The organism is Streptomyces sp. NPDC093252, assembly GCF_040683675.1.
Taxonomy (GTDB): Bacteria; Actinomycetota; Actinomycetes; order Streptomycetales; family Streptomycetaceae; genus Streptomyces.
Window position 1 is genome coordinate 1 of sequence record NZ_JBFBEM010000012.1, and the last position, 20701, is coordinate 20701.

Here is a 20701-nt window from a genome sequence, read left to right on the forward strand (position 1 = left end):
GCGGGGGCGATGACGCGGTAGCCGTCGCGCTGGAGGCGCTGGGTGACCTGGTTCCAGCCGGAGCCGTCGGCCCAGGCGCCGTGGACGAGGACGACGGTGGGCCTGGTACCGCCGGGGGACGCGGTGTGGTCGGTGAGGGCGCTGGCGGCGGTGGGGGTGAGGAGGGCGGCGGAGGCGAGGGCGGTGGCGGCGGCCAGGGCGAGACGGACACGGCGGGTGGTGGTGGGCTTGGCGTTCATGGCGGGGCTCCTCATAGGTGCGGTGGAGTGGGCGGGGTGGGGCGGGGCGAAGTCGTGGGTGCCGGTGGGGGTTTGGGCCCTGGGGTTCGGGGCCCGGGGTTCGGGGCCTGGGGCCCGTTTCCCTGCCGACGGATGTAAGTAGAGCACACGATTGAGTTGTGCACAACCTAGTTGTGCAGGTGCCGGGCCGCGGCACCGCCGGGCTCGCCGGGCTCGCGCGCGGACTCCTTCCGGGGGCGGCCTCGTAGATCGAAGATTCCCCACCCAACCCCTTGCGGGATCGCCCGGCGGCAAGGCATGCTCCCGGCATGGTTAAAGGATTTAACTACTTTCGGGTAGGGGGGAAGTGACCGCCCTATGAGCGATCCATCCGAGTTCGACGCGCTGGGTCAGGCAGAGTTGATCCGTACCGGGCAGGTATCGCCGAAGGATCTGCTGGAAGCCGCCATCGAGCGCATTGACCGGACCAATCCAGCGATTAACGCCGTCATTCACACCATGTATGACCAAGCGCGTTCGACCGCCTCCGGAGCGCTACCCGAAGGGCCTTTCACCGGAGTTCCCTTTCTGCTGAAGGACGGCGGCGGAGTGGGATACGCCGGGGCGCCGATGACCTCCGCGAGCAGATTCCTCGCGGATTACGTGCCCGCCGAGGACGGTGAACTCACCCGCCGCTACAAGGCTGCCGGTCTCGTGATCTGCGGCAAGACGAATCTGCCCGAGTTCGGACTCCTGCCCACCACCGAACCCGAACTGCACGGGCCCACCCGCAACCCCTGGGACACCGCGCTGTCGGCGGGCGGGTCGAGCGGCGGCGCGGCGGCGGCCGTCGCCGCGCGGATGGTGCCCATGGCCAACGCCAGCGACAGCGGGGGATCCATCCGGGTCCCGGCCGGGAACTGCGGGGTGTTCGGGATGAAGCCGACCCGGCTGCGGATCTCCTCGGCCCGCCGCGCGGCCGGGCTCTCCCCCCGGATCGCCGTGCTCAGCGAGCACGCGGTGACCCTGAGCGTGCGGGACTGCGCCGCCCTGCTCGACGCCACCGCAGGGCCCCTGCCCGGGGACCCGTACCGGGCGCCGCGGCCCGAGCGGCCGTATCTGGCGGAGACCGGACGCGATCCGGGGCGGCTGCGGATCGTCTTCAGCCGCCGCTCACCCACCGGCTCGCCGCTCCATCCCGACTGTCTCGCGGCGGTCGAGGACGCGGCCCGCCTCTGCGAGGACCTCGGGCACCAGGTCGAGGAGGGCACCCCCGCACTGGACGCCGGGAGGTTCGGGAGCGCGTTCAGCGCGGTGTCGTCGGCCGGGCTCGCCTGGGACGTGGCGCGGATGGAGCGGACCCTCGGCCGGACGGCCCGTGAGGAGGACTTCGAGGCCGGCACCTGGGCGATGATCCAGAACGGCCGGTCCGGGACCACCGGACTGGGGGCGTACTTCGACGCCCTCGCCGAACTCCAGACGCTGTGCGACGGGCTCGCCGCCTTTCAGGAGCCGTACGACGTCTGGCTGACACCCACCGCGGGGGCGCCCGCGCCGCCGCTCGGCTCCTTCACCTCGACGCCGGAGGACCCGACCCGCGGACTGCGTGCCTCCGCCGCCTTTCTGCCGTTCACGGTGCTCATCAATGTCACCGGGCAGCCCGCGATGTCCGTGCCCCTTTTCTGGAATTCCGCCGGTGTCCCGGTGGGAACCCATTTCGTCGGCCCCTATGGCAACGAGGGGCTGCTGTACCGCCTGGCCGCGCAATTGGAAGCCGCCCGCCCCTGGGCCGGGCGCATCCCGCCCGTGCTGAATCCCCGATAGTCCGGCCCTTCGTCCGGACCTCGCGGCGACATCGCCCACGGGTACGCCCGGACGGACCCCGCACGACAAAAGGAGAAACACTGTGTCCCTCCCTGCCGACGCATGGCCGAACCCTTTGATTGCCGGACCCCGGTGGACCTCCCACCAGTTCATCGACAGCGAAGTCATGGACGACCAGATCAAGCATCAGCTCAGCATGATGTTCTTCGGCATGTCGGATCTGGGCGAATGCCTGGAGGTCGCCCGGCGCATACGCGTCGACGACGAGGAGAGCTGGGTCCAGGCGTGGGGCGAACGCGCCGACACCCTCCAGCAGCGCGCCGAAGCCGCCGAGAAGCGCGGCCGGAACGTCTCCGCCGGCGACGCCTATCTCCGCGCCGCCACCTACTGGCGGGCCTCCCTGATGCACTTCAGCCACCCTGAGGACCCCCGGGTCCGCGCCAACGCCATCAGCGCCTACGACTGCTACGACCGCTATCTCGCGCTGTCGGGGTATCCCGGGGAGCCCGTGCGCATCCCGTACGAGGGCAGCTTCCTCTACTCGTACCTCTACCGCAGTCCGGTGGCCAAGGGTCCCGCGCCGCTGCTGATCTTCTTCCAGGGCCGGGACGCCTGGCCGGAGGACACCCGCTGGGTCTACGACGGTGCCATCCGGCGCGGCTACCACTGCCTGTCCGTGCAGTGCCCCGGCCAGGGACTGACCCTGCGGCTCAACGAGCTGCCGTTCCGCTACGACTGGGAGAAGGTCGTCACACCGATCGTGGACACCGCCGTCACCTTCGACGGAGTGGACCCGGACCGTATCGGGCTGATGGGGCTGAGCTTCGGCGGCTATCTCGCGCCCCGCGCCGCCGCCTTCGAGAAGAGACTCAAGGTGTGCGTCGCCAACCCGGGCGTACTGCACTGGGGGGACGCCATCCGGTCCGGGCTCCCCGACGCGCTCGGCGACGCGCTGGCGGGCGGGCCCGAGGTGTTCAACGGGGCCGTCGCCTCGCTGGGCTCCAAGATGCCGCTCGCGGAGTGGTTCCTGCGTGACTCCGGGTGGAAGCACGGGACCACGACACCGTACGAACTCTTCGAGGCGTTCGACGCCTGCGACCTCACCGATGTCGCGGCCGGGATCGAGTGCGAGACCCTGGTGATGGACGGGGCGGAGGAGCGGTTCTCCACGGGTCAGGCGGAGTTGTTGTACGACGCGCTGACCTGCCCCAAGGAGTTCATGCTGTTCGACGAGGACAGCACCGCGCAGTTGCACTGCCAGAACGGCGGGACCGCCACCGCCGCCGAGTTCACCTTCGACTGGCTGGACGGGCGGCTCTAGGCCCCGCCCCGCTCCGGGGCCCGTCCTCCGTTCCTCCGCTCCGGGGCCCGTCCTCCGCTCCGGCCCCGCCCCCCGACCCCAGGGTCCATCCCCGACCCCAGGGTCCGCCCTCGGCACCAGGGCCCACCGCCGACTGCGACTCCGGCTTCCGATTTCCGGCTTCTGGCTTCCGGCTTCCGGCTTCCGGCTTCCAGGGCCTGCGCTCTGTGCCCTTCCCCTCCGCCGGGAAGGCGCCCCCCACTCCCCGCGTCCCCCCTCACTTCTTCCCCCCGTCCAGGGACCCTTCAGGGAGTACGCCCATGTCCGAACCCCTTCCCCGGGTCGCCGCCCCCGGCGCCCCGCCCGCGCCCCGACCGCCCGCGGGCCCCGGCTCGGTCGCCCCCGGCGCCGTCGACCCCGTCGGAATGAGACTGCGCGACACGCTCCGGCGCGGCGGGTGGAGCATCTGTCTGCTGGCCGTGCCCCTCGTCGTGATGGAACAGCTCAGCCGGGAGGCGACCGGCACCCTCGCCCCGGACATCCGCGACACCTTCGGCATCTCCGACGCCGCGTTCGTCGCCACCGCCGGGTTCACCGGAGTCGCCCTGGTCCTGGGCGGGATACCCATGGCCTGGCTGGCCGGCCGGGTCAACCGCAAGCACCTCGTCGTGATCTCGGCCGTCGTGGGAACCCTGTCCCTGATCGGCGCCGGGCTCGCCCAGAACGTCTGGCACCTCTTCGCCGCCTACGCCTTCACCGGCCTGGCCGCGGCCTACTCCAACCCGGTCTTCGGCTCGCTGATCGCCGACGCCTACCCCGTCGAGGGACGCGGCCGGATCTACTCCCTGCACGCGACGGCCACCCCGATCGGCCAGGCCGTCGGACCCGCGCTCGCCGGATCGCTGGCCGGTCTCGCGGGCGACGGCGACGAATCCTGGCGCTGGGCGTACATCGGACTGGCCGTGCCGTACGCGCTGCTGGCCATCGCCGCGGCCGTCTTCCTGAAGGAACCGCGCCGCGACGGAACCACATCCGGAACCGGTCCGGCGTGGGAGGAGCACCCCGTCGGGATCCTCCACGGCTTCCGGCAGATGATGCGGGTCAGGACGTTCCTCTCCATGTGCCTGGGCATCGGTGCCCTCGGGCTGGCCCTGTTCACCGTGCCGGTCCAGATGTCCCTGCTGCTGGGCGACGCGTACCACTTCGACGCCTTCGAGCGCGGAGTGATCTTCTCCCTCACCCAGGTGCCCGTGATCGGCGCCATGGTGATCGGCGGCCACTTCTTCGACCGGGTGTTCCGGCGGACGCCGGAGACGACCGTGGTCATCGCCGGCGGTTCGATCCTCGGGTACGGCGTCATCATCTGCGGCGGGATCTGGCTGGGGCCCGCCTGGCTGATGCTCACCGCCTACGTCCTGGCCTCGATGTGCGTGGGCATCGCCCTGGTGTGTGTCGGTCCGCTGGTCGCGGCGGTCTCACCGCACCGGCTGCGGGCCCAGGCGTTCGCGTTCCTGCCCGTCTTCACCTTCCTGATGGGCGGCTTCTTCGGCTCCGTCTTCGCCGGATTCCTCTCCGACTCGTTCGGACCCCGGACCGCGATCACCTGCGCCGTGGCCTTCTCGGCCTTCGCCGCCGGGCTCCTCTTCCTCCGTGGCCGCGCCCATCTGCGGCACGACATCGCGGCGGCGGCCGGGGAGCCCGACCCCGACCCCGACCCCGACCCCGACCCCGTACACCTCTGAAAGGACTGGCCATGTCTTCGTCTTCGCACCCCGCGGGGGCACCGACCACGCCGCCCCACCCGTTCGGCCTGCACGGCAGGACAGCCGTCGTCACGGGCGCGAGTTCGGGCATCGGCGCCGAGATCGCGCGGGCCCTCGGTGCCGCAGGCTGCGATGTCGTCCTCGTCGGCCGCTCCGCCGACCGGCTGACCGCCGCCGCGACCGCGGTCGCCGCGAGCGGAGCCGCGCATCTGACCGTCGCCGCCGATCTCCGTGAGGACGACGCCCCGCGCCGGGTCGTCGAGGCGGCGGTCGGGCGGTTCGGGCGGCTCGACATCCTGGTGCACTCGGCGGGCGTCTACACCCAGGCATCGCTGACGGACACCACCGACGAGATGTTCGACGGACAGTGGGCGACCAATGTCCGCGCGCCGTTCCGGCTCACCCGGGCCGCCCGTCCCCATCTGACCCGGGGCGCCTCCGTCATCTTCGTCTCCTCGATGTCCGGCCGGGTCGGCTCGCCCGACGACTCGGCCTACTGCGCCTCCAAAGGCGCGGTGGAACTGATGGTCAAGGCGCTCGCCACCGAGCTGGCACCGGCCGGAATCCGGGTCAACGCGGTGGCCCCCGGCAATGTGCACACCCCCATCAACGCCGGGCTCATCACCCCGGAGCTGGAGAAGGAGATCGTGGCGACGACCCCGGCGGGCCGGGTGGGCGAGGTCGCCGACATCAGTCCGGCGGTGGTGTATCTCGCCTCGGACGCCTCGTCGTACGTGTACGGCGCCAGCCTCGCCGTCGACGGCGGCTTCACCGCGCAGTAGCCCGCCAGCGGCGTCCGCCCCGCGACCCCCGACCGGCGCCCGCGCTCCACGGCCCGCACCCCACGACCGGCGCCCCGCGACCCGCGCCCCACGACCCGTGACCGGCGCCCCACGACCAGCGACCAGCCACCCCCGCCCCGCGCCACCCCCGCCCCGCGCCACCAGCGGCGCGCACATCACCCCCGGACCCGACACCCACCCCCGTTCGAGAGCGAGCACGAGGACACGACATGAGCGCATTCCCCAGCGGCGTCGACCCGCACCGGTTCGAAGCCGAACTCCGGCGGCTGGAGGAGGTCTCCCGCTTTCCGGAGATGCCCCGCAACCTCTTCGACGAGGGCCCCCATCTGGTCACCACCCCCGAACTCCCCTGGGGCGACGCCGTGCGCGAGGCGTCGGTCGGGGCGTATCTCCGCTTCGTGCACGGCGAGACCTGGATCACCGGCGGCGGGGCGCGGGAGATGGAGGCGGAGGTCGTCGGGTGGCTGGGCGGGCTGATGGGCGCCGCGGCGCCGGCCGGGTTCATCACCTCGGGCGGCTCCGAGTCCAACATGTGCGCGATCCTCACCGCGAAGCAGCGGGCCGGACGCCGTGGCGGAAGTGTGGTCTTCCCGGACAACGGCCACTACTCGCTCCACAAGCTCTGCCGGATGTTCGACCTCGACCCCATCGTGGTGCCCGCCCCCCGGGGGCGGCTGGACCAGGTCGATCCGGGGGCCGTCGAGGCCGCCGTCCGCCCCGACACCATCGCCCTCATCGCGACGGCCGGGACCTGGGCGTACGGCAGTGTGGACCCGATCGCGGAGATGGGTGCGATCGCCGAGCGCCATGGGCTGTTTCTGCATGTCGACGCGGCGTTCGGCGGCTTCATCCTGCCGTTCCTGGAGCGCTCCGGCTATGACACCGCCCTCCCCGACTGGGACTTCCGGGTCCCCGGGGTCTGCTCGATCAGCGCCGATCTCCACAAGAACGGCATGGCCCCGCCGCCCGCCGGAACACTGCTCTTCCGGGACGCGTCGCTGCTCGCGTCCGCGAAGGAGATCTGTCCGCCCAACGGCACCATGTCCGGCACCCGGGGCGCGGGGCCCATCGCGGGCGCCTGGGCGATGGCGAAGCTGCTCGGCGAACCGGGCTACACGGCGGTGTCGCTGAAGTCCATGGCGATGCGCGACGAACTCGTGGCCGGGGTGCGGGCGGTGCCCGGTCTCGATGTCCACCCGGGGTCGCGGATCAATATGACCCTCATCCACTCCCGGACCCTCGATCTGCGGCCCGCCGCCGGGCAACTGCGCCGCCGGGGCTGGATGTTCGCGGCGCGGGCCGTGCCGGGGCCGGTGAGCCTCGTCGTCGTCCCCATGCCGCACAACGACGGCCGGATCGCGGACTTCCTGCGGGATCTGGAGGAGTGCGCGGCGTCCGCGCCCCCGCTGGAGGGGACGACGCCCGCCGCCGAAACATCCCGCGAACCCGTGTCCAGTTACGGCTTCTGAGCGTGAGCACCGAGAAGCGGAGACCGACCATGTACGACCACCCTCCTCTCCCCCCGGCGGCCCGGGTGTCCGTCGACATCGGCGGCACCTTCACCGACCTCGTCGTCGAGCGGGACGGCGAGCTGCGGCTGTTCAAGTCGCCGACCGTGCCGGACGATCCGGTACGCGGCATCCTGGAGGTCCTCACCCGGGCGGCCGAGGCCGACGGGCTGCCCCTGGAGCGGTTCCTCGCCGGTGTCGGGACGTTCGTCCACGCCACGACCCGCGGGCTGAACGCCGTCCTCACCGGCACCACCGCGCGGACCGCGTTCCTCACCACCGAGGGCCACCCCGATGTGCTCCTGCTGCGCGAGGGCGGACGGCCGGACCCCTTCGACTTCACCGTGCCGTTCCCCGAGCCCTATGTGCCCCGCTCCCTCACCTTCGAGGTGCCGGAGCGCATCACCGCCTCGGGGGAGATCCTGCGCCCGCTCGACCACGACGGGCTCGGCCGGATCTGCGACCGACTGGCCGCCGCCGGGGTCGAGGCCGTGGCGGTGTGCCTGCTGTGGTCCACGGTGAACCCCGTGCACGAACTCGCGGTCGCCGAGGTGCTGCGCGAGCGGCTGCCCGGCGTCCCCCACACCCTCTCCCACGCGCTGAACCCGTCGCTGCGGGAGTACCGGCGGGCCTCGTCCGCCGCGATCGACGCCTCGCTCAAACCGCTGATGTCCCGGTACACCGAGGGACTGACCGGGCGGCTGCGGGCCGCCGGGCTCACCGGCCGGATCCTGATGGTCACCTCCCTCGGCGGGGTGATGGATGTCCGGGACGCGACCGAGAAGCCGGTGCTGACCATCAACTCGGGGCCGTCCATGGCCCCCGTCGCGGGCCGCGCGTACGCCGCCGCGGACCTCGGCGCGGGCACGGTGATCGTCGCCGACGCGGGGGGCACCACCTACGACGTCACCCTCGTCCGCGACGGCGAGATACCCGCCACCCGGTCGGCCTGGGTCGGCGGCGAGATCACCGGACACATGACCGGGCTGCCGTCGATCGACGTCAAGAGCGTCGGCGCGGGCGGCGGCAGCATCGCCTGGGTGGACCCCGGCGGCCTGCTGCACGTCGGCCCGGCGAGCGCGGGTTCGGTGCCCGGCCCGGCCTGTTACGGGCGCGGCGGCACCCGTGCCACGGTGACCGACGCCGCCCTCGTCCTGGGGTATCTGGACCCGGCGTCCTTCTCCAGCGGTGCCATGGTGCTCGACCCGGCGGCGGCGCTCGCGGCGATCACCACCGATGTCGCCCGGCCGCTGGGCGTCGAACCGGTCGCCGCGGCCCACGCCGTACTCGAACTCACCACCGAGCACATGGTCCGGGCGATCGAGGAGATCACCCTCCAGCAGGGCATCGACCCGTCCCGGGCGGTCCTCGTCGGCGGCGGTGGCGCCGCCGGGCTCAACGCGGCGGCGGTCGCGCGGCGGCTGGGCTGCCGCACCCTGGTGGTACCGGCCGTCGGCGCGGCGCTGGCCGCGTCCGGGGCGCTGATGTCCGATCTGCGGGCGGTGTACACGGCGACGGTCCCGGCGGTGACCAGTGCCTTCGAGGCGGACCGGGTGAACGCGGCGCTGGCCGCTCTGCTGGTGCGGTGCGGCGAGTTCGCCGGACATGTGGGCGCGGACCCGGCGGAGATGACCGTCACCCTGTTCGCGGAGGCGCGGTACCCGCAGCAGATCTGGGAACTGGAGGTGCCGCTGCGCGGCCGGTCCTTCGCCACGGCGGACGCCGTCCGGGACTTCGAGGCCGACTTCCACGCCGTCCACCAGCGCATCCTCGGCATCACGGACGAGGGTTCACCGGTCGAGGTGGTCGGCTGGGGCGCCAGGGCGCGGGTGCCGCTGCCCGGCCGTACCGGCGTGCTGACCGCCCGGCCCGGGGAGGCCGCCCCGGCCGGGGTGCGGCGGGCCCATGTGCCCGGCCGGGGCATGACCGCCGTTCCGGTACGGCCCCTGGCGGGCATCGCCCCCGGCGAGGTCCTGCGGGGCCCCGTGCTCATCGAGTCGCCCTTCACCACGGTGGTCGTCGCCGACGACAGCACGGGCGTGATCAGCGACTCCGGTTCCCTGGTCATCCACCCGGCGAAGGAGGCCACCGAGCGGACGGGAGCGGACCGGCCACCCGGCGCGGGTCAACGGACCGGCGCAGAACAGCGGACCGGCGCGGAACAACAGACCGGCTCCGGCCGGCGGGAGGAGACGGGATGACCACCGAGCAGAGCGCCCCGCGCGCCGGAGCCGGAGTACGGGACGGGGCCCGGCTCGCCGTCCTGGCCCACCGGTTCGAGGCGATCGTCCGCCGAATGTCCAACACACTGGCCCGCAGCGGCCGTTCAGGGGTGCTCAACACCGCGCGGGACTTCTCCTGCTGTGTGCTGACCGCCGACGGCGGGGTGCTGATGACCGGCCAGAGCCCGCCGATCCATGTCATGGGCGGCCCCGACCTCCAGGCCCGCTCCCTGCTGGAGTTCCATCCCGAACTGCGCGCGGGCGACGCGTTCCTCCACAACTCGCCCTATCACGGCAACACCCACGCCGCAGATCACTCCATCCTGGTGCCCGTCGTGGACGACGCGGGCGTCCACCGGTTCACCGTGCTCGCCAAGGCCCACCAGGCGGACTGCGGCAACTCCGTACCGACGACGTACATGGCCGGTGCCCGGGACGTCTACGAGGAGGGCGCGCTGATCTTCCCCGTCGTGCGCGTCCAGGAGGACTACACCGACCGGACGGACATCCTGCGCATGTGCGAGATGCGCATCCGCGTCCCGCACCAGTGGCGCGGCGACTATCTCGCCGTCCTGGGCAGCGCCCGGATCGGGGAGCGGTCGCTGCTGCGCCTCGCCGAGGAGGTCGGCTGGGACGCCCTCGACTCCTTCGCCCACGACTGGCTCGACTACGGCGAGTCCCGCATGGCGGCGGCCATCGCCGCGCTCCCGGCGGGCGAGACGACCGTGACGACCCGGCACGACCCGTTCCCCGGGGTACCGGACGGCGTCACCATCGGCGCGAAGGTCCGCGTCGATCCCGTCGGGGGCGTGATCGACGTCGATCTGCGGGACAACCCCGACTGTGTGCCCAGCGGGCTGAACCTCAGTGAGGCGTCCTCCCGCACGGCCGCGCTGATCGGTGTGTTCAACAGCATCGACCACACGGTTCCGCACAACCAGGGCAGTTTCCGCCGGGTGCGGGTGCGACTGCGGGAGAACTGCGTGGTGGGCGTTCCACGGCACCCGGTGAGCTGCTCGGTCGCGACGACCAACCTCGCCAACCGGCTCGGCAACATCGTGCAGCGCGCCTTCGCCGATCTCGGCGACGGGATCGGCATGGCCGAGGTCGGCACCGGAATGTCCCCGTCGGAGGCGGTCGTCTCCGGTGTCGACCGGCGCGGCGGCGGCGCCGAACCGTTCGTCAACCAGATCTTCACCGGCACCAACGGGGGAGCGGCGGGCCCGTTCAGCGACGGCTGGCTGACGATGGACGACCTCGGCAGCGGCGGCACCCTGCTGCTCGACAGTGTCGAGATCGACGAGCTGAAGCAGCCGCTGGTCATCCATGAACGCAGGCTCGCCCAGGACACCGAGGGCGCGGGACGGATGCGCGGCGCCCCCGGACTCACCGTCGAGTACGGCCCGGTCGGCGGCGACCTGGAGGCGGTGTACGCCAACGACGGGTCCGTCCATCCGATGAGCGGCGCCCGCGGCGGACTGCCCGGCGCGCGCTCGGCCCAGCATCTGCGGCACCGCGACGGACACCTCAGCGATCTGGACATCTGCGGCCCGGTGCGGGTGGCGGAGGGGGAGCGGCTGGTCGCCCGCACCAGCGGCGGCGGCGGATACGGCCCGCCGGAGACCCGCGACCCCCGGGCGGTGGCCCTGGACGTCCGCGAGGGCTGGATCAGCGCGGACCGCGCCCGGCGGATCTACCGGGTGGCCCTGGACGACACCGGAGCGGTGGACACGGCGCAGACCGCCCGGCTCCGCGACCGGACGGGCGACGACGACGGCCAGGTACCCCCACGGACAAGGTGAACGAGATGAACGACGCACATCACATGACGACTGCGAACCCGGAGAACCCGGAGAACCCGGTGGACCGCGCCCGCCTGTCCGCCCTGCTCGCGGAGGAGCGCCGCACCTACCGGGACCGCAACCCCCGCTCCCGTGCCGCCCATGCGAAGGCGGACCATCTGCTCGGCGGTGTGCCGATGACCTGGATGGCGAAGAGCGCGGCGGACTTCCCGCTCCATCTGCGCCGGGCCTCCGGAGCGACGGTCGTCGACCTCGACGGCCATGAACTCATCGACTTCTGCCTCGGCGACACCGGGGCGATGGCCGGGCACTCCCCGGCACCGACCGTCGCCGCGGTAGCCCGCCGGTACGGCGAACTCGGCGGTGCGACGACGATGATGCCCACCGAGGACGCGGCGGTCGTCGCGGCGGAACTGGCCCGCCGGTTCGGGGTGTCCCGCTGGAGCTTCGCGCTCTCCGCGACCGACGCCAACCGCTGGGCGCTGCGGCTCTCCCGCGCGTTCACCGGCCGCCCCAGGATCCTGGTCAACAGCTACAGCTACCACGGCAGCGTGGACGAGTCGTTCGTCGTCACCGGCCCGGACGGCCCGCGCTCCCGGCCCGGCAACGTGGGCGCCCCCGTCGACCCCACGACGACCAGCCGGGTCGTCGAGTTCAACGACCTCGAAGCGCTGGAGCGGGAACTCTCGTACGGGGATGTCGCGGCGCTCCTGATGGAGCCGGCGCTCACCAACATGGGCATCGTCCTGCCCGGGGCGGGCTACCTCGACGGCGTCCGCGAACTGACCCGCCGTGCCGGTGTGCTGCTCATCAACGACGAGACCCACACCGTCTCGGCCGGACCCGGCGGCTGCACCGGCGCCTGGGGGCTCGAACCGGACATCGTGACCGTCGGCAAGGCGATCGGCGGCGGCATCCCGATCGGCGCGTACGGACTGAGCGAACCGCTCGCCGCGGAACTGTGGGCCAGGGCGGACCTGGACCTGGTGGACACGGGCGGTGTCGGCGGCACCCTCGCGGGCAACGCGCTCTCCCTCGCCGCCGCCCGCGCCACCCTCACCGAGGTACTGACCCCGGACGCGCACGCGCACATGTCCGCGCTCGCCACCCGGTACACGGCCGGTGTGGAGCGGATCATCCACACCCACGGGCTGCCCTGGTCGGTGACCCGCCTCGGCGCCCGTGCCGAGTACCGCTTCATGGCACCGGCACCGCTGAACGGCACCGCCTCGCAGCGGGCGACCGACACCGAACTGGAGGACTATCTGCATCTCTTCCTGCTCAACCGGGGCGTCCTGCTGACCCCCTTCCACAACATGGCGCTGATGTGCCCGCAGACCTCCGAGGCCGACGTCCGGACCCATCTGACCCTGCTCGACACCGCGGTGCGCGCCCTGGTCGCCTGATCACGCCCGGCTCCCCAGCCCCAGCGGTCCGTCCCGGCCCGGAACGGACCCCGGGAGGGCTCACCCACGACCTCAGAGCAAGGCATGGAATCCCCTATGGAATCCCCTACGGAATCCACTTCCGCTTCCGAAAGACCCGAATCACCCGGATCACCCGGATCACCCGGATCACCCGAAACACCCGGCCCGGACGCCATGACGGCGGCAGCTCCTCCCGCGATCTCCCATCGGACGGTCATGCGGATCCTCACGGGACTGCTGCTCGCGCTGTTCTCCTCCGTGCTCAGCACGATGATCGTGACCAACGCCCTGCCCGCGATCCTGGCCGAACTCGGCGGCAGCCAGGCCCAGTACACCTGGGTGGTGGCGGCCTCCCTGCTCACCATGACGGTCAGCACCCCGATCTGGGGGCGCCTGGCCGACCGGTACCGCAAGCGGCCACTGGTCCAGCTCGCGCTCGTGATCTTCGTGACCGGTTCGGCGGGCGCGGCGCTCGCCCCGTCGATGGAGCCGCTCATCGCGATGCGGGCGGTCCAGGGCATCGCCATGGGCGGTCTGACGGCCACCAGTCAGGCCGTCATCGCCACCCTGGTCCCACCCCGGCAGAGGGGGCGCTACTCCGGTTACGTCGGCGCCGTCATGGCCGGGGCAACGGTGTGCGGCCCGCTCGTCGGCGGGGTCGTCGTGGACACCGAGTGGCTCGGCTGGCGCTGGTGCTTCCTGGTCGTCCTGCCGTTCGCGCTGGTCAGCCTGGTCCTTCTGCACCATCGTCTGGTGCTGCCCGAGACCCCCCGCCGCACGGCGGAGACGGACTGGACGGGGGCGGCGCTGATCGCCGTCACCGCGTCGCTGCCGCTGCTGTGGGTGACGTTCGCGGGCGACGCGTTCGCCTGGGTCTCCCGGGAGACGGCCGTGTTCCTGGGCGCCACCGTGCTCGTCGGGGCGATCACCGCCCGGGTGGAGCGTCACCACCCGGCACCGGTCATCGCCCGGTCCGTCCTCGGGGACCGGAACACCCGGCTGGTGGCGCTGGGGAGCGTCTCCGTCGGGGTGGTCATGTTCGGGGTGATCCTGTTCCTGAGCCAGTACTTCCAGCTCGCCCTCGGGTACGCGCCGACCACCGCCGGACTGCTGGGCATGCCGATGATGCTCGGCACCCTCGCCGGCACCCTGGGCTCGGGGACCCTGATCACCCGCTCGGGGCGCTGGAAGGTGTTCCTGGTGGGCGGCTCCGCCCTGCTGGTGACCGGGCTGGCGCTGCTCGCCCTGCCCGCCGTGACCGGTGCCGGTCCCCTGCCGCTGCCGTTGCTGCTCGCGGCGACGGTCCTGGTCGGGCTGGGGATCGGGGCGGTGATGCAGAACTACGTCCTGGTGGCGCAGAACTCCGTGGACACCGACCGGGTGGGTGCCGCCGGTGCCACCGTCACCTTCTTCCGGTCGCTCGCGGGCGCGATCGGCGTGTCCCTTCTCGGCGCCGTGGTCACCCACCGCGTGGCCGGGCTCACCGGCACCGCGGCGGCGGAGCCGGGCGGCGGACCCGTACCGGACCCGGCCCTGCGGGAGGCGGCACAGACCGCGTACCAGGACGCCCTCGCCGTCGTCTTCCTGGTGTCCGCGGTGATCGCCCTGGTCGGTCTGGCCGCCTCCCTGGCCCTCCGGGAAACCCCCCTGCGCACCACCATGCGCGGAACCGAGCGGGAGGAGCCCACGACAGAGGGGGACCAGGGGGACCAGGGGGACCAGCGGGGCCAAGGGGACCAGGGGCCGGGAGAGGGTACGTCCCCCGAGCGGCTCGGCGGCACGGAGCAGCGGGGGCCGTAGAACCGGGCGTCGAAGATCCGGGGGGGCCGGAGAATCTGGGCACCGATGCCGGACCGCCCGGCGACTGACGCACTCCGCAGCTTGGTCACCCGGGCGGGCGGCCCTGGACGGGCCGTGACGCATCAGCCGTTCTTCGCCCGCCCGGCCCCGGCGCGCCGCCCGCCCCCGCCGAAGTCCTTCTCGGCCTGTATGTCGAGCGCGGCCTCGATCTCCTCCACGCGCAGCGCCCTGAAAGCCTCGACGGCATCCCCGGTCTCCCCGAGAACGTCCTTGATCCGCTGCACCAGCAGACCCTCCGCGCCCCGGAGGGTGTCGACGCCGTGCTGGGTGATCGAGAAGACCACCCCCCGCCCGTCCCCCGCCGTCTCGCTGCGCTCGATCAGACCGGCCCGCACCATGCCATTGGTGAGCGCCGACACCGCGGGGCGGCTCACCGCCGTGTAGCGCGCCAGCTCGTACGCCCGCTGCCCGCCGTCCACGGCACTGTTCAGCGCGCGGTACTGGGCCAGGGTGAGCCCGGCCTCCTCACACGCCTGCTGGACGATGCGGGCCAGGCGGATCACGGTCCTGATGGACCCGAGCAGCTCGGTGTCCGGACTCTTCTCCATACGACTCTCCCGGCCCATCGGCCCACTGTCCCGCCCCGGGGGCGAATTCGGCACGGGATGTCACAGCTCCGCTCCCGCTGTCCGACATGCCACCCTAGTCCGTAGCGGCCCGCCCCGCCCAGGTGGCCTCGGAAGACGCGGTACGGAACCGGGTCAGTGTGCGGCGGCCCGGCGTTCCTCGTCGGTCAGGGGTGCCGACCGGAGTTGAGGCTTCCTGGGGCCGAGCAGCATGGGGATGAGCATGTCCGGTGAGAAGAGGCGGGTGGCCGGCTTCTCCATGCTCATGACGTCGAGGAGGGCGGCGAGGGCGCGGGGGTGGGTGGCGCCGGTTTCCACGGCTCGGTCGAGGTATCGGGCGAGGAGTCTCTCGATGCGGGTGGGCGGAGTGCTGGTGGCTCCGGGGTAGAAGGCGTCCTGGCCGACCGCGAGGTCCCAAGCCGCGGCGACGGGGCGGGTGGCGGCGCGCTGGAGTCGGCGGGCGGTGCCGGGCGTGGTGAGGTGGGTGGAGCGGAGGATGTCGCGGAGGGCGAGGGCGCCCTGGGATGCGACGGTCAGGCCGTGTCCGTAGACGGGGTTGTAGGAGGCGATGGCGTCGCCGAGGACGGTGTAGCCGTCGGGCCAGTGGGTGAGGTTCTCGTAGTAGCGGCGGTGGTTGGCGGTGGCGTGGGAGATGGTGACATCGCCGAGCGGGGTGGCGTTCTTGATCAGCGATCCGATGACGGGGTCGTCCAGGCCGAGGGCGAAGCCGGTGAAGGCTTCCGGGTCGCTGGTGGGTTCGCCACCGCGGGTGCCGGACAGGGTGACGATCCAGCGGTTGTTCTCGACGGGGAGGATGATGCCGCCCCGGCCGGGTGCTTTGGCGGGGTTGGCCTGCACATTGACGATGGGGAAGGCGATGCCGGTGCCGGTGTGCGGGGCTCGGAAGAGGCGGGTGGCGTAGGTGACACCGGCGTCGACCTCGCGTTCGGTGACGCTGCCCAGTCCGAGATCCTCCAGCCATTGGGGGGTCCGGGAGCCACGGCCGGAGGCGTCGACGGTCAGGTCCGCGGGCAGGCGGAGCAGGTCGTCGCCGGTACGGACCTGGATGCCGGTGACGCGGCGCGCGGTGGCGTCGAGCGCGACGGCGGTGGAGTCCTGGAGCAGGGTGATGCGCCTGTCGGCGAGGACCCGGTCGCGCAGGGCGGCGTCGAGGAGGTCGCGGGAGCACAGGAGTATGCGGTGAGGGGTGTTGGTGAAGCGGCGGAACCACACCTCGTTGGGGGCGCGGGAGACCATGTCGCGCATGATGTGGACGAGTCGTCCGCCCCGGGCGAGGACGTCCTGGACGAGGCCGGGCAGGAGGTCGTCGATGGCGCGTACGCCGCCGCTCCACACGAGGTGGGCGTGGCGGGCCTGGGGGACTCCGCGGCGGGGTTCGGGCCCGTCCGGCAGGGTGTCCCGTTCGACGAGTGTGACGTCGGCGAACTCGGCGAGAACCGCGGCGGCGAACAGCCCGGCCGCGCTCGCGCCGATGACCACGGCGGCGGGTCTGCGGGGGGCGGAGAGATCAGTCATGGCGGGTCACGCTCTCTGTTCGGGTCATCCTCCGGCGTACGGAGTCGAGGGTCCGGGGATGGTGGAGTGCCCGGGATATGGCGTCGATCCGGTCGCGGACCTCGGGGCCGATCCGTGGTGGCGGGGCGTCTGCGGCCAGGGGGCGTCGACGTCGTCCGGAGGGCGCCTCCCGCCAGCGGATGCTCATGGTGAGGCCGGTGGCGCAGAGGGAGCGGTCACCGCAGCCCGGGCGCATCCCGGAGAAGGGAATACCGGGCGGGAAGGCCCGGAACGCGAGCTGGATGAGGCGGCCCGTCGAGGGCCTCGTCGGCGGAGGCGGTGAAGAACGCCTCTCCCCCGTCCACCCGGAAGAACCGGACCAGACCATGGAGGAACTCAAGGCTGGGCACTTTCCTTCCGCCGCACACCTGCCGGGCCCAGTACTCGGACACCCCCAGCTCCCGGTGAAGCTGGGCCACGAGATCCGCCATCCTCCCGCCGCTGTCCCTTAGATGGACCTGGACCACGGCGCCGAGTTCACCACGCCGAGGCGCCGCAGCGTGTCGGCCAGTTGAGTGGATGCCTCCACCGAGGTGCTCCCGGGGGTCAGGGTGAGGTGGTCGACCGCAACCGCACCCTACGTACACCTCCACGCGCCCGGCAACGATCGTTTCGGCCATCGGATGCGATCGTCGCCATGCGTCCTCCATACGCCTCCACCGCCCGGGACACCGCTCTTTGGCTGCACGCCGAGGGCTTCGCCCGGAGCGGTGGGCGGGCCCCGGCTCCGGCTGGGCCGACCGGTCTCCGCTCATCCCGTCTCCGCGCGCCCGGTCTCCGCTCAGCCGGTCTCCGCTCAGCCGGTCTCCGCTCGCCACCGGCGCCCCCTGCCCCTCGTGATCAGCGGTAAGTACGCCGCCGTACACAGGCCCACGGCCGCCCGGCCGACCGCCTCTCCCCGGACCTGGGCCTGATCCAGGCACGTAATGGGCGCTTCAGCGCCGGACCCGTATCCGGCTGCAACCGTGGGGCCCGAGGTTCTGTCTCGGTCGTCATGAGAGTCAGCCGGAGGCAGCGACCGGGCGCGCACCTGCGGACGCCCCTGGATGATCGGGAGTTACGGCTGTGGCGGGTCGGCAGGGCCCTGACCGTGACCTTCGCCGCCGCGATGCTGGTCGCGGGCGGCGTTCTCTTCGGCCTGGTGCTCCTGCTGGATGTCCAGGAGATCGACCGTACGGCGCAGCTTGATGCCAGGACACTCTTCGACCTGGTGAAGCTCTCCTTCGGCGTGGTCGCCGGGGCCGGTGCGCTCGTGGCCCTGGTCGTCGCCTACCGCCGCCAGCGGGTCGATGAGGCCGGAGCCCACCGCGAGGCCACCCGCCTGCACACCGAACGTTTCACCGCCGCCGTCGAGCAGCTCGGATCCGGCTCCCCGGCCGTCCGCCTCGGCGGCGTCCACGCCCTGGCCGGCCTCGCCGACGACGCCCCCGACCGGGGCCTGCGCCAGACCTGCATCGACGTCCTGTGCGCCTATCTCCAGCTCCCCTTCGCCCCCGACCCCGGCAATGACCCCAGTCACCGGGAGGAACACCACCGCTACCTGGCCTTCGGCAAGGTCCGGCACACCATCATGCGCCTCATCGGCGACCACTACCGACGCCCACGGGGGACCCACCGCTCCTGGCAGGGCTGCGACCTCGACCTCACCGGCGTCACCATCGACGGCCCCATGGACTTCACCGGCGCGGTGTTCTCCGGGGGCACGGTGGACTTCAGCAGAGCGGTGCTCTCCGGCGGCGCCGTGGACTTCAGCAGAACGGTGCTCTCCGGCAGCGCGGTGAACTTCAGCGGGGCGGTGCTCTCCAGCGGAACGGTGGACTTCAGCGGGGTGATGTTCTCCGACGGCACGGTGGACTTCGGCGGAGCGGTCCTCTCCGGAGGCGCGGTGCACTTCAGCGGAGCGGTGCTCTCCAGCGGAACGGTGGACTTCGGCAGAGTGACGCTCTCCGGCGGCACGGTGAACTTCGGCAGCACGATGTTCTCCGGCAGCGCGGTGGACTTCGTCGGTGCGGAGTTCTCCGACGGCACGGCGGACTTCAACGGAGCGGAGTTCTCCAGCGGAACGGTGGACTTCAGCAGGGCGGTGTTCTCCGGCGGCGCGGTGGATTTCAGCAGCGCGGTGTTCTCCGGCTGCATGGTGGACTTCGGCAGAGCGGTGTTCTCCGGCGGCGTGGTGCATTTCGGCGGTGCGGAGTTCTCCAGCGGCATGGTCGACTTCGGCAGAGCGGTGTGCTCCGGCAGCGCGGTGCACTTCGGTAGCGCGGTGTTCGCCGGAGGCACGGTGTACTTCGGCAGGGCGGTGTTCGCCGGGGGCGCGGTGCACTTCGTCGGCACGGAGTTCTCCGGCGGCGCGGTGAACTTCGTCGGCGCGGAGTTCTCCAGGGGCGCGGTGGATTTCAGCGGCGCGGTGTTCTCCGGCAGCACGGTTCACTTCGGGAGTGTGGCGGGTCCAGTTCCGAGTGGGCTTCTCGGCGCTGTCGGCACTCCTGCTCCCGCAACAGTCACCCTGCCCTCGACCTGGCTGCCCTCACACCCGGAGGACCGGGTCGTGGGATCCGACGACGACCCACCCGCACGGACGCCGCCGCGCTGACCGAGCCCAGCCTCGCCGTCTACACCGGCCTCGCCCCGGCACCCCGCAGTTCCGGCTCCTCCGCGCAGCTCGCTCTCCTGGGGCCGATGGGCGCCCCGTGGCCGAAGTCCGTACGGGCGGTGGAAGGCGTTCTTCCCCGCCGAAGGCGCGGTGCGCTATGCCTGCTCCAACCGGACAGAGAGGCCCCGATGACCACCGCTCGCAACGGCCACGTACCGGGCACACCCGTGGGGATGACCCGCTTCGACGACATCTACCACCAGCCGGACCCCAGGCCCTACTTCCGCACCCTGGGAGCACTGGGGTACCAGACGCCCCACCACGCACAGAGCGTCTTCCGCAGCCTCCTGCCCCTCACCGGCTTCCCCCGGCCCCGCGGGCACCACACGGGCGGCACCGGGGGCGGGCCGACAGCCACGGTCCTGGACATCTGCTGCTCCTACGGCATCAACGCCGCCCTGCTCAACCACGATGTGACGCTCCAGGAACTGTTCGAGCACTACACCACCCCGCAGGCGGCCCACCTGACGACCGCCGAACTGGCCGACCGGGACCGCGCCTACTACGCGGCCCGCCGCCGGCCGGACGCCGTACCCGTCATCGGCCTCGACATCTCCGCACCGGCCGTCGACTACGCCCGTGCCGCCGGCCTCCTGGACGACGGGTTCACCGAGAACCTGGAGACCGCCACGCCCAGCCCCGCCCTGTACCGGGCCACCCGCGGCACCCGTCTGATCACCGTGACGGGCGGGGCGAGCTTCCTCTCCCCCCGCACCTTCCGGCCACTGCTCCAGAACATGCCCGAACGGCCCTGGGTCGCCGCCTTCGTACTGCGCACCGGCTCCTACCGGCACATCGCCGACGGACTCGCGGGGCTGGGCATGACCACCGAGAAGGACACCTCCCGCACCTACCCCCAACGACGCTTCACCGACGACGCCGAGCAGCGGTACGCCGTCACCGCGGTCTCCGCGACCGGCGACGACCCCCGAGGCAAGGAGACCGAGGGCCACTTCCACACAGCCCTGCACCTCACCCGCCCCGCACCCCAGGCCGCCACCCGCCCCCTGCACACCCTGCTACGAACGGACTGAACCACCAGCACCAACGCCAACGCCGCCTCCCGCGGACGGGGTCGGGCCTCCCCCACCACCCGCCCGGCACGGGGGGCGGCGCAGCACCGGCAGCGCGGAGACATCGCCCACCCGGCCGGGCGCGACCGCTGGGCGCTGGGGTGCCG

At 72.3% G+C, this 20701-nt stretch carries 14 protein-coding genes and 1 pseudogene; 11 read left to right on the forward strand and 4 right to left on the reverse strand.

Annotated elements, in window-relative coordinates; translation table 11 throughout:
- Positions 1–239, reverse strand: a pseudogene (locus AB0O01_RS24420) (alpha/beta hydrolase); the annotation flags it as partial.
- A gap of 357 nt (positions 240–596) precedes the next feature.
- Here AB0O01_RS24420 and AB0O01_RS24425 point away from each other — a divergent pair.
- From AB0O01_RS24425 to AB0O01_RS24465, 9 genes are all read left to right on the forward strand, one after another.
- Positions 597–2042, forward strand: a complete 1446-nt coding sequence (locus AB0O01_RS24425) for an amidase (protein ID WP_365316470.1) — start codon at positions 597–599, stop codon at positions 2040–2042.
- A 166-nt stretch (positions 2043–2208) separates the two neighbouring features.
- On the forward strand, positions 2209–3363 hold the full coding sequence (locus AB0O01_RS24430; protein ID WP_365316472.1) for an alpha/beta fold hydrolase: 1155 nt from the start codon (positions 2209–2211) through the stop codon (positions 3361–3363).
- Positions 3364–3662: 299 nt separating this feature from the next.
- Positions 3663–5084 carry an MFS transporter gene (locus AB0O01_RS24435; RefSeq protein ID WP_365316474.1) on the forward strand — a complete coding sequence of 474 codons (1422 nt, stop codon included), beginning with the start codon at positions 3663–3665 and terminating at the stop codon, positions 5082–5084.
- A gap of 11 nt (positions 5085–5095) precedes the next feature.
- The gene (locus AB0O01_RS24440; protein ID WP_365316477.1) at positions 5096–5887 is read left to right on the forward strand and encodes an SDR family oxidoreductase; all 792 of its coding nucleotides are present in this window, start codon (positions 5096–5098) and stop codon (positions 5885–5887) included.
- A gap of 230 nt (positions 5888–6117) precedes the next feature.
- Entirely contained in the window at positions 6118–7377 is a 1260-nt protein-coding gene (locus AB0O01_RS24445; RefSeq protein WP_365316478.1) for an aminotransferase class V-fold PLP-dependent enzyme, read from the forward strand.
- A gap of 2 nt (positions 7378–7379) precedes the next feature.
- The gene (locus AB0O01_RS24450) at positions 7380–9617 is read left to right on the forward strand and encodes a hydantoinase/oxoprolinase family protein (RefSeq protein ID WP_365316479.1); all 2238 of its coding nucleotides are present in this window, start codon (positions 7380–7382) and stop codon (positions 9615–9617) included.
- Positions 9614–11440, forward strand: a complete 1827-nt coding sequence (locus AB0O01_RS24455) for a hydantoinase B/oxoprolinase family protein (protein ID WP_365316481.1) — start codon at positions 9614–9616, stop codon at positions 11438–11440. The genes AB0O01_RS24450 and AB0O01_RS24455 overlap by 4 nt, the downstream gene beginning before the upstream one ends.
- A gap of 5 nt (positions 11441–11445) precedes the next feature.
- On the forward strand, positions 11446–12846 hold the full coding sequence (locus AB0O01_RS24460) for a transaminase (protein WP_365316482.1): 1401 nt from the start codon (positions 11446–11448) through the stop codon (positions 12844–12846).
- A gap of 237 nt (positions 12847–13083) precedes the next feature.
- On the forward strand, positions 13084–14667 hold the full coding sequence (locus tag AB0O01_RS24465; RefSeq protein WP_365316484.1) for an MFS transporter: 1584 nt from the start codon (positions 13084–13086) through the stop codon (positions 14665–14667).
- Positions 14668–14789: 122 nt separating this feature from the next.
- On the opposite strand, the gene AB0O01_RS24470 is transcribed toward AB0O01_RS24465, so the two are convergent.
- From AB0O01_RS24470 to AB0O01_RS24480, 3 genes are all read right to left on the reverse strand, one after another.
- Positions 14790–15275 (reverse strand): helix-turn-helix domain-containing protein, encoded by a 486-nt coding sequence (locus AB0O01_RS24470; protein WP_365316485.1) that lies wholly within the window; start codon positions 15273–15275, stop codon positions 14790–14792.
- A gap of 153 nt (positions 15276–15428) precedes the next feature.
- A complete protein-coding gene (locus tag AB0O01_RS24475; protein WP_365316491.1) occupies positions 15429–16829 on the reverse strand; it encodes an FAD-dependent oxidoreductase in 1401 nt (466 codons plus the stop codon).
- A 215-nt stretch (positions 16830–17044) separates the two neighbouring features.
- Positions 17045–17287 carry a hypothetical protein gene (locus AB0O01_RS24480; RefSeq protein ID WP_365316493.1) on the reverse strand — a complete coding sequence of 81 codons (243 nt, stop codon included), beginning with the start codon at positions 17285–17287 and terminating at the stop codon, positions 17045–17047.
- A gap of 671 nt (positions 17288–17958) precedes the next feature.
- Between AB0O01_RS24480 and AB0O01_RS24485 the strand changes: the two genes are divergently transcribed.
- Complete coding sequence (locus AB0O01_RS24485; RefSeq protein ID WP_365316494.1) at positions 17959–19461, forward strand: pentapeptide repeat-containing protein; 1503 nt, start codon at positions 17959–17961, stop codon at positions 19459–19461.
- Positions 19462–19649: 188 nt separating this feature from the next.
- Entirely contained in the window at positions 19650–20555 is a 906-nt protein-coding gene (locus AB0O01_RS24490; RefSeq protein WP_365316496.1) for a hypothetical protein, read from the forward strand.
- The last annotated feature ends 146 nt before the right edge of the window (positions 20556–20701 follow it).

Coding starts and splice junctions, on each gene's coding strand:
- AB0O01_RS24460 (WP_365316482.1), top strand. CDS start 11,446: ATGAACGACGCACATCACATGACGACTGCGAACCCGGAGAACCCGGAG.
- AB0O01_RS24440 (WP_365316477.1), top strand. CDS start 5,096: ATGTCTTCGTCTTCGCACCCCGCGGGGGCACCGACCACGCCGCCCCAC.
- AB0O01_RS24470 (WP_365316485.1), bottom strand. CDS start 15,275: ATGGAGAAGAGTCCGGACACCGAGCTGCTCGGGTCCATCAGGACCGTG.
- AB0O01_RS24445 (WP_365316478.1), top strand. CDS start 6,118: ATGAGCGCATTCCCCAGCGGCGTCGACCCGCACCGGTTCGAAGCCGAA.
- AB0O01_RS24490 (WP_365316496.1), top strand. CDS start 19,650: ATGACCACCGCTCGCAACGGCCACGTACCGGGCACACCCGTGGGGATG.
- AB0O01_RS24455 (WP_365316481.1), top strand. CDS start 9,614: ATGACCACCGAGCAGAGCGCCCCGCGCGCCGGAGCCGGAGTACGGGAC.
- AB0O01_RS24435 (WP_365316474.1), top strand. CDS start 3,663: ATGTCCGAACCCCTTCCCCGGGTCGCCGCCCCCGGCGCCCCGCCCGCG.
- AB0O01_RS24425 (WP_365316470.1), top strand. CDS start 597: ATGAGCGATCCATCCGAGTTCGACGCGCTGGGTCAGGCAGAGTTGATC.
- AB0O01_RS24475 (WP_365316491.1), bottom strand. CDS start 16,829: ATGACTGATCTCTCCGCCCCCCGCAGACCCGCCGCCGTGGTCATCGGC.
- AB0O01_RS24430 (WP_365316472.1), top strand. CDS start 2,209: ATGGACGACCAGATCAAGCATCAGCTCAGCATGATGTTCTTCGGCATG.
- AB0O01_RS24465 (WP_365316484.1), top strand. CDS start 13,084: ATGCGGATCCTCACGGGACTGCTGCTCGCGCTGTTCTCCTCCGTGCTC.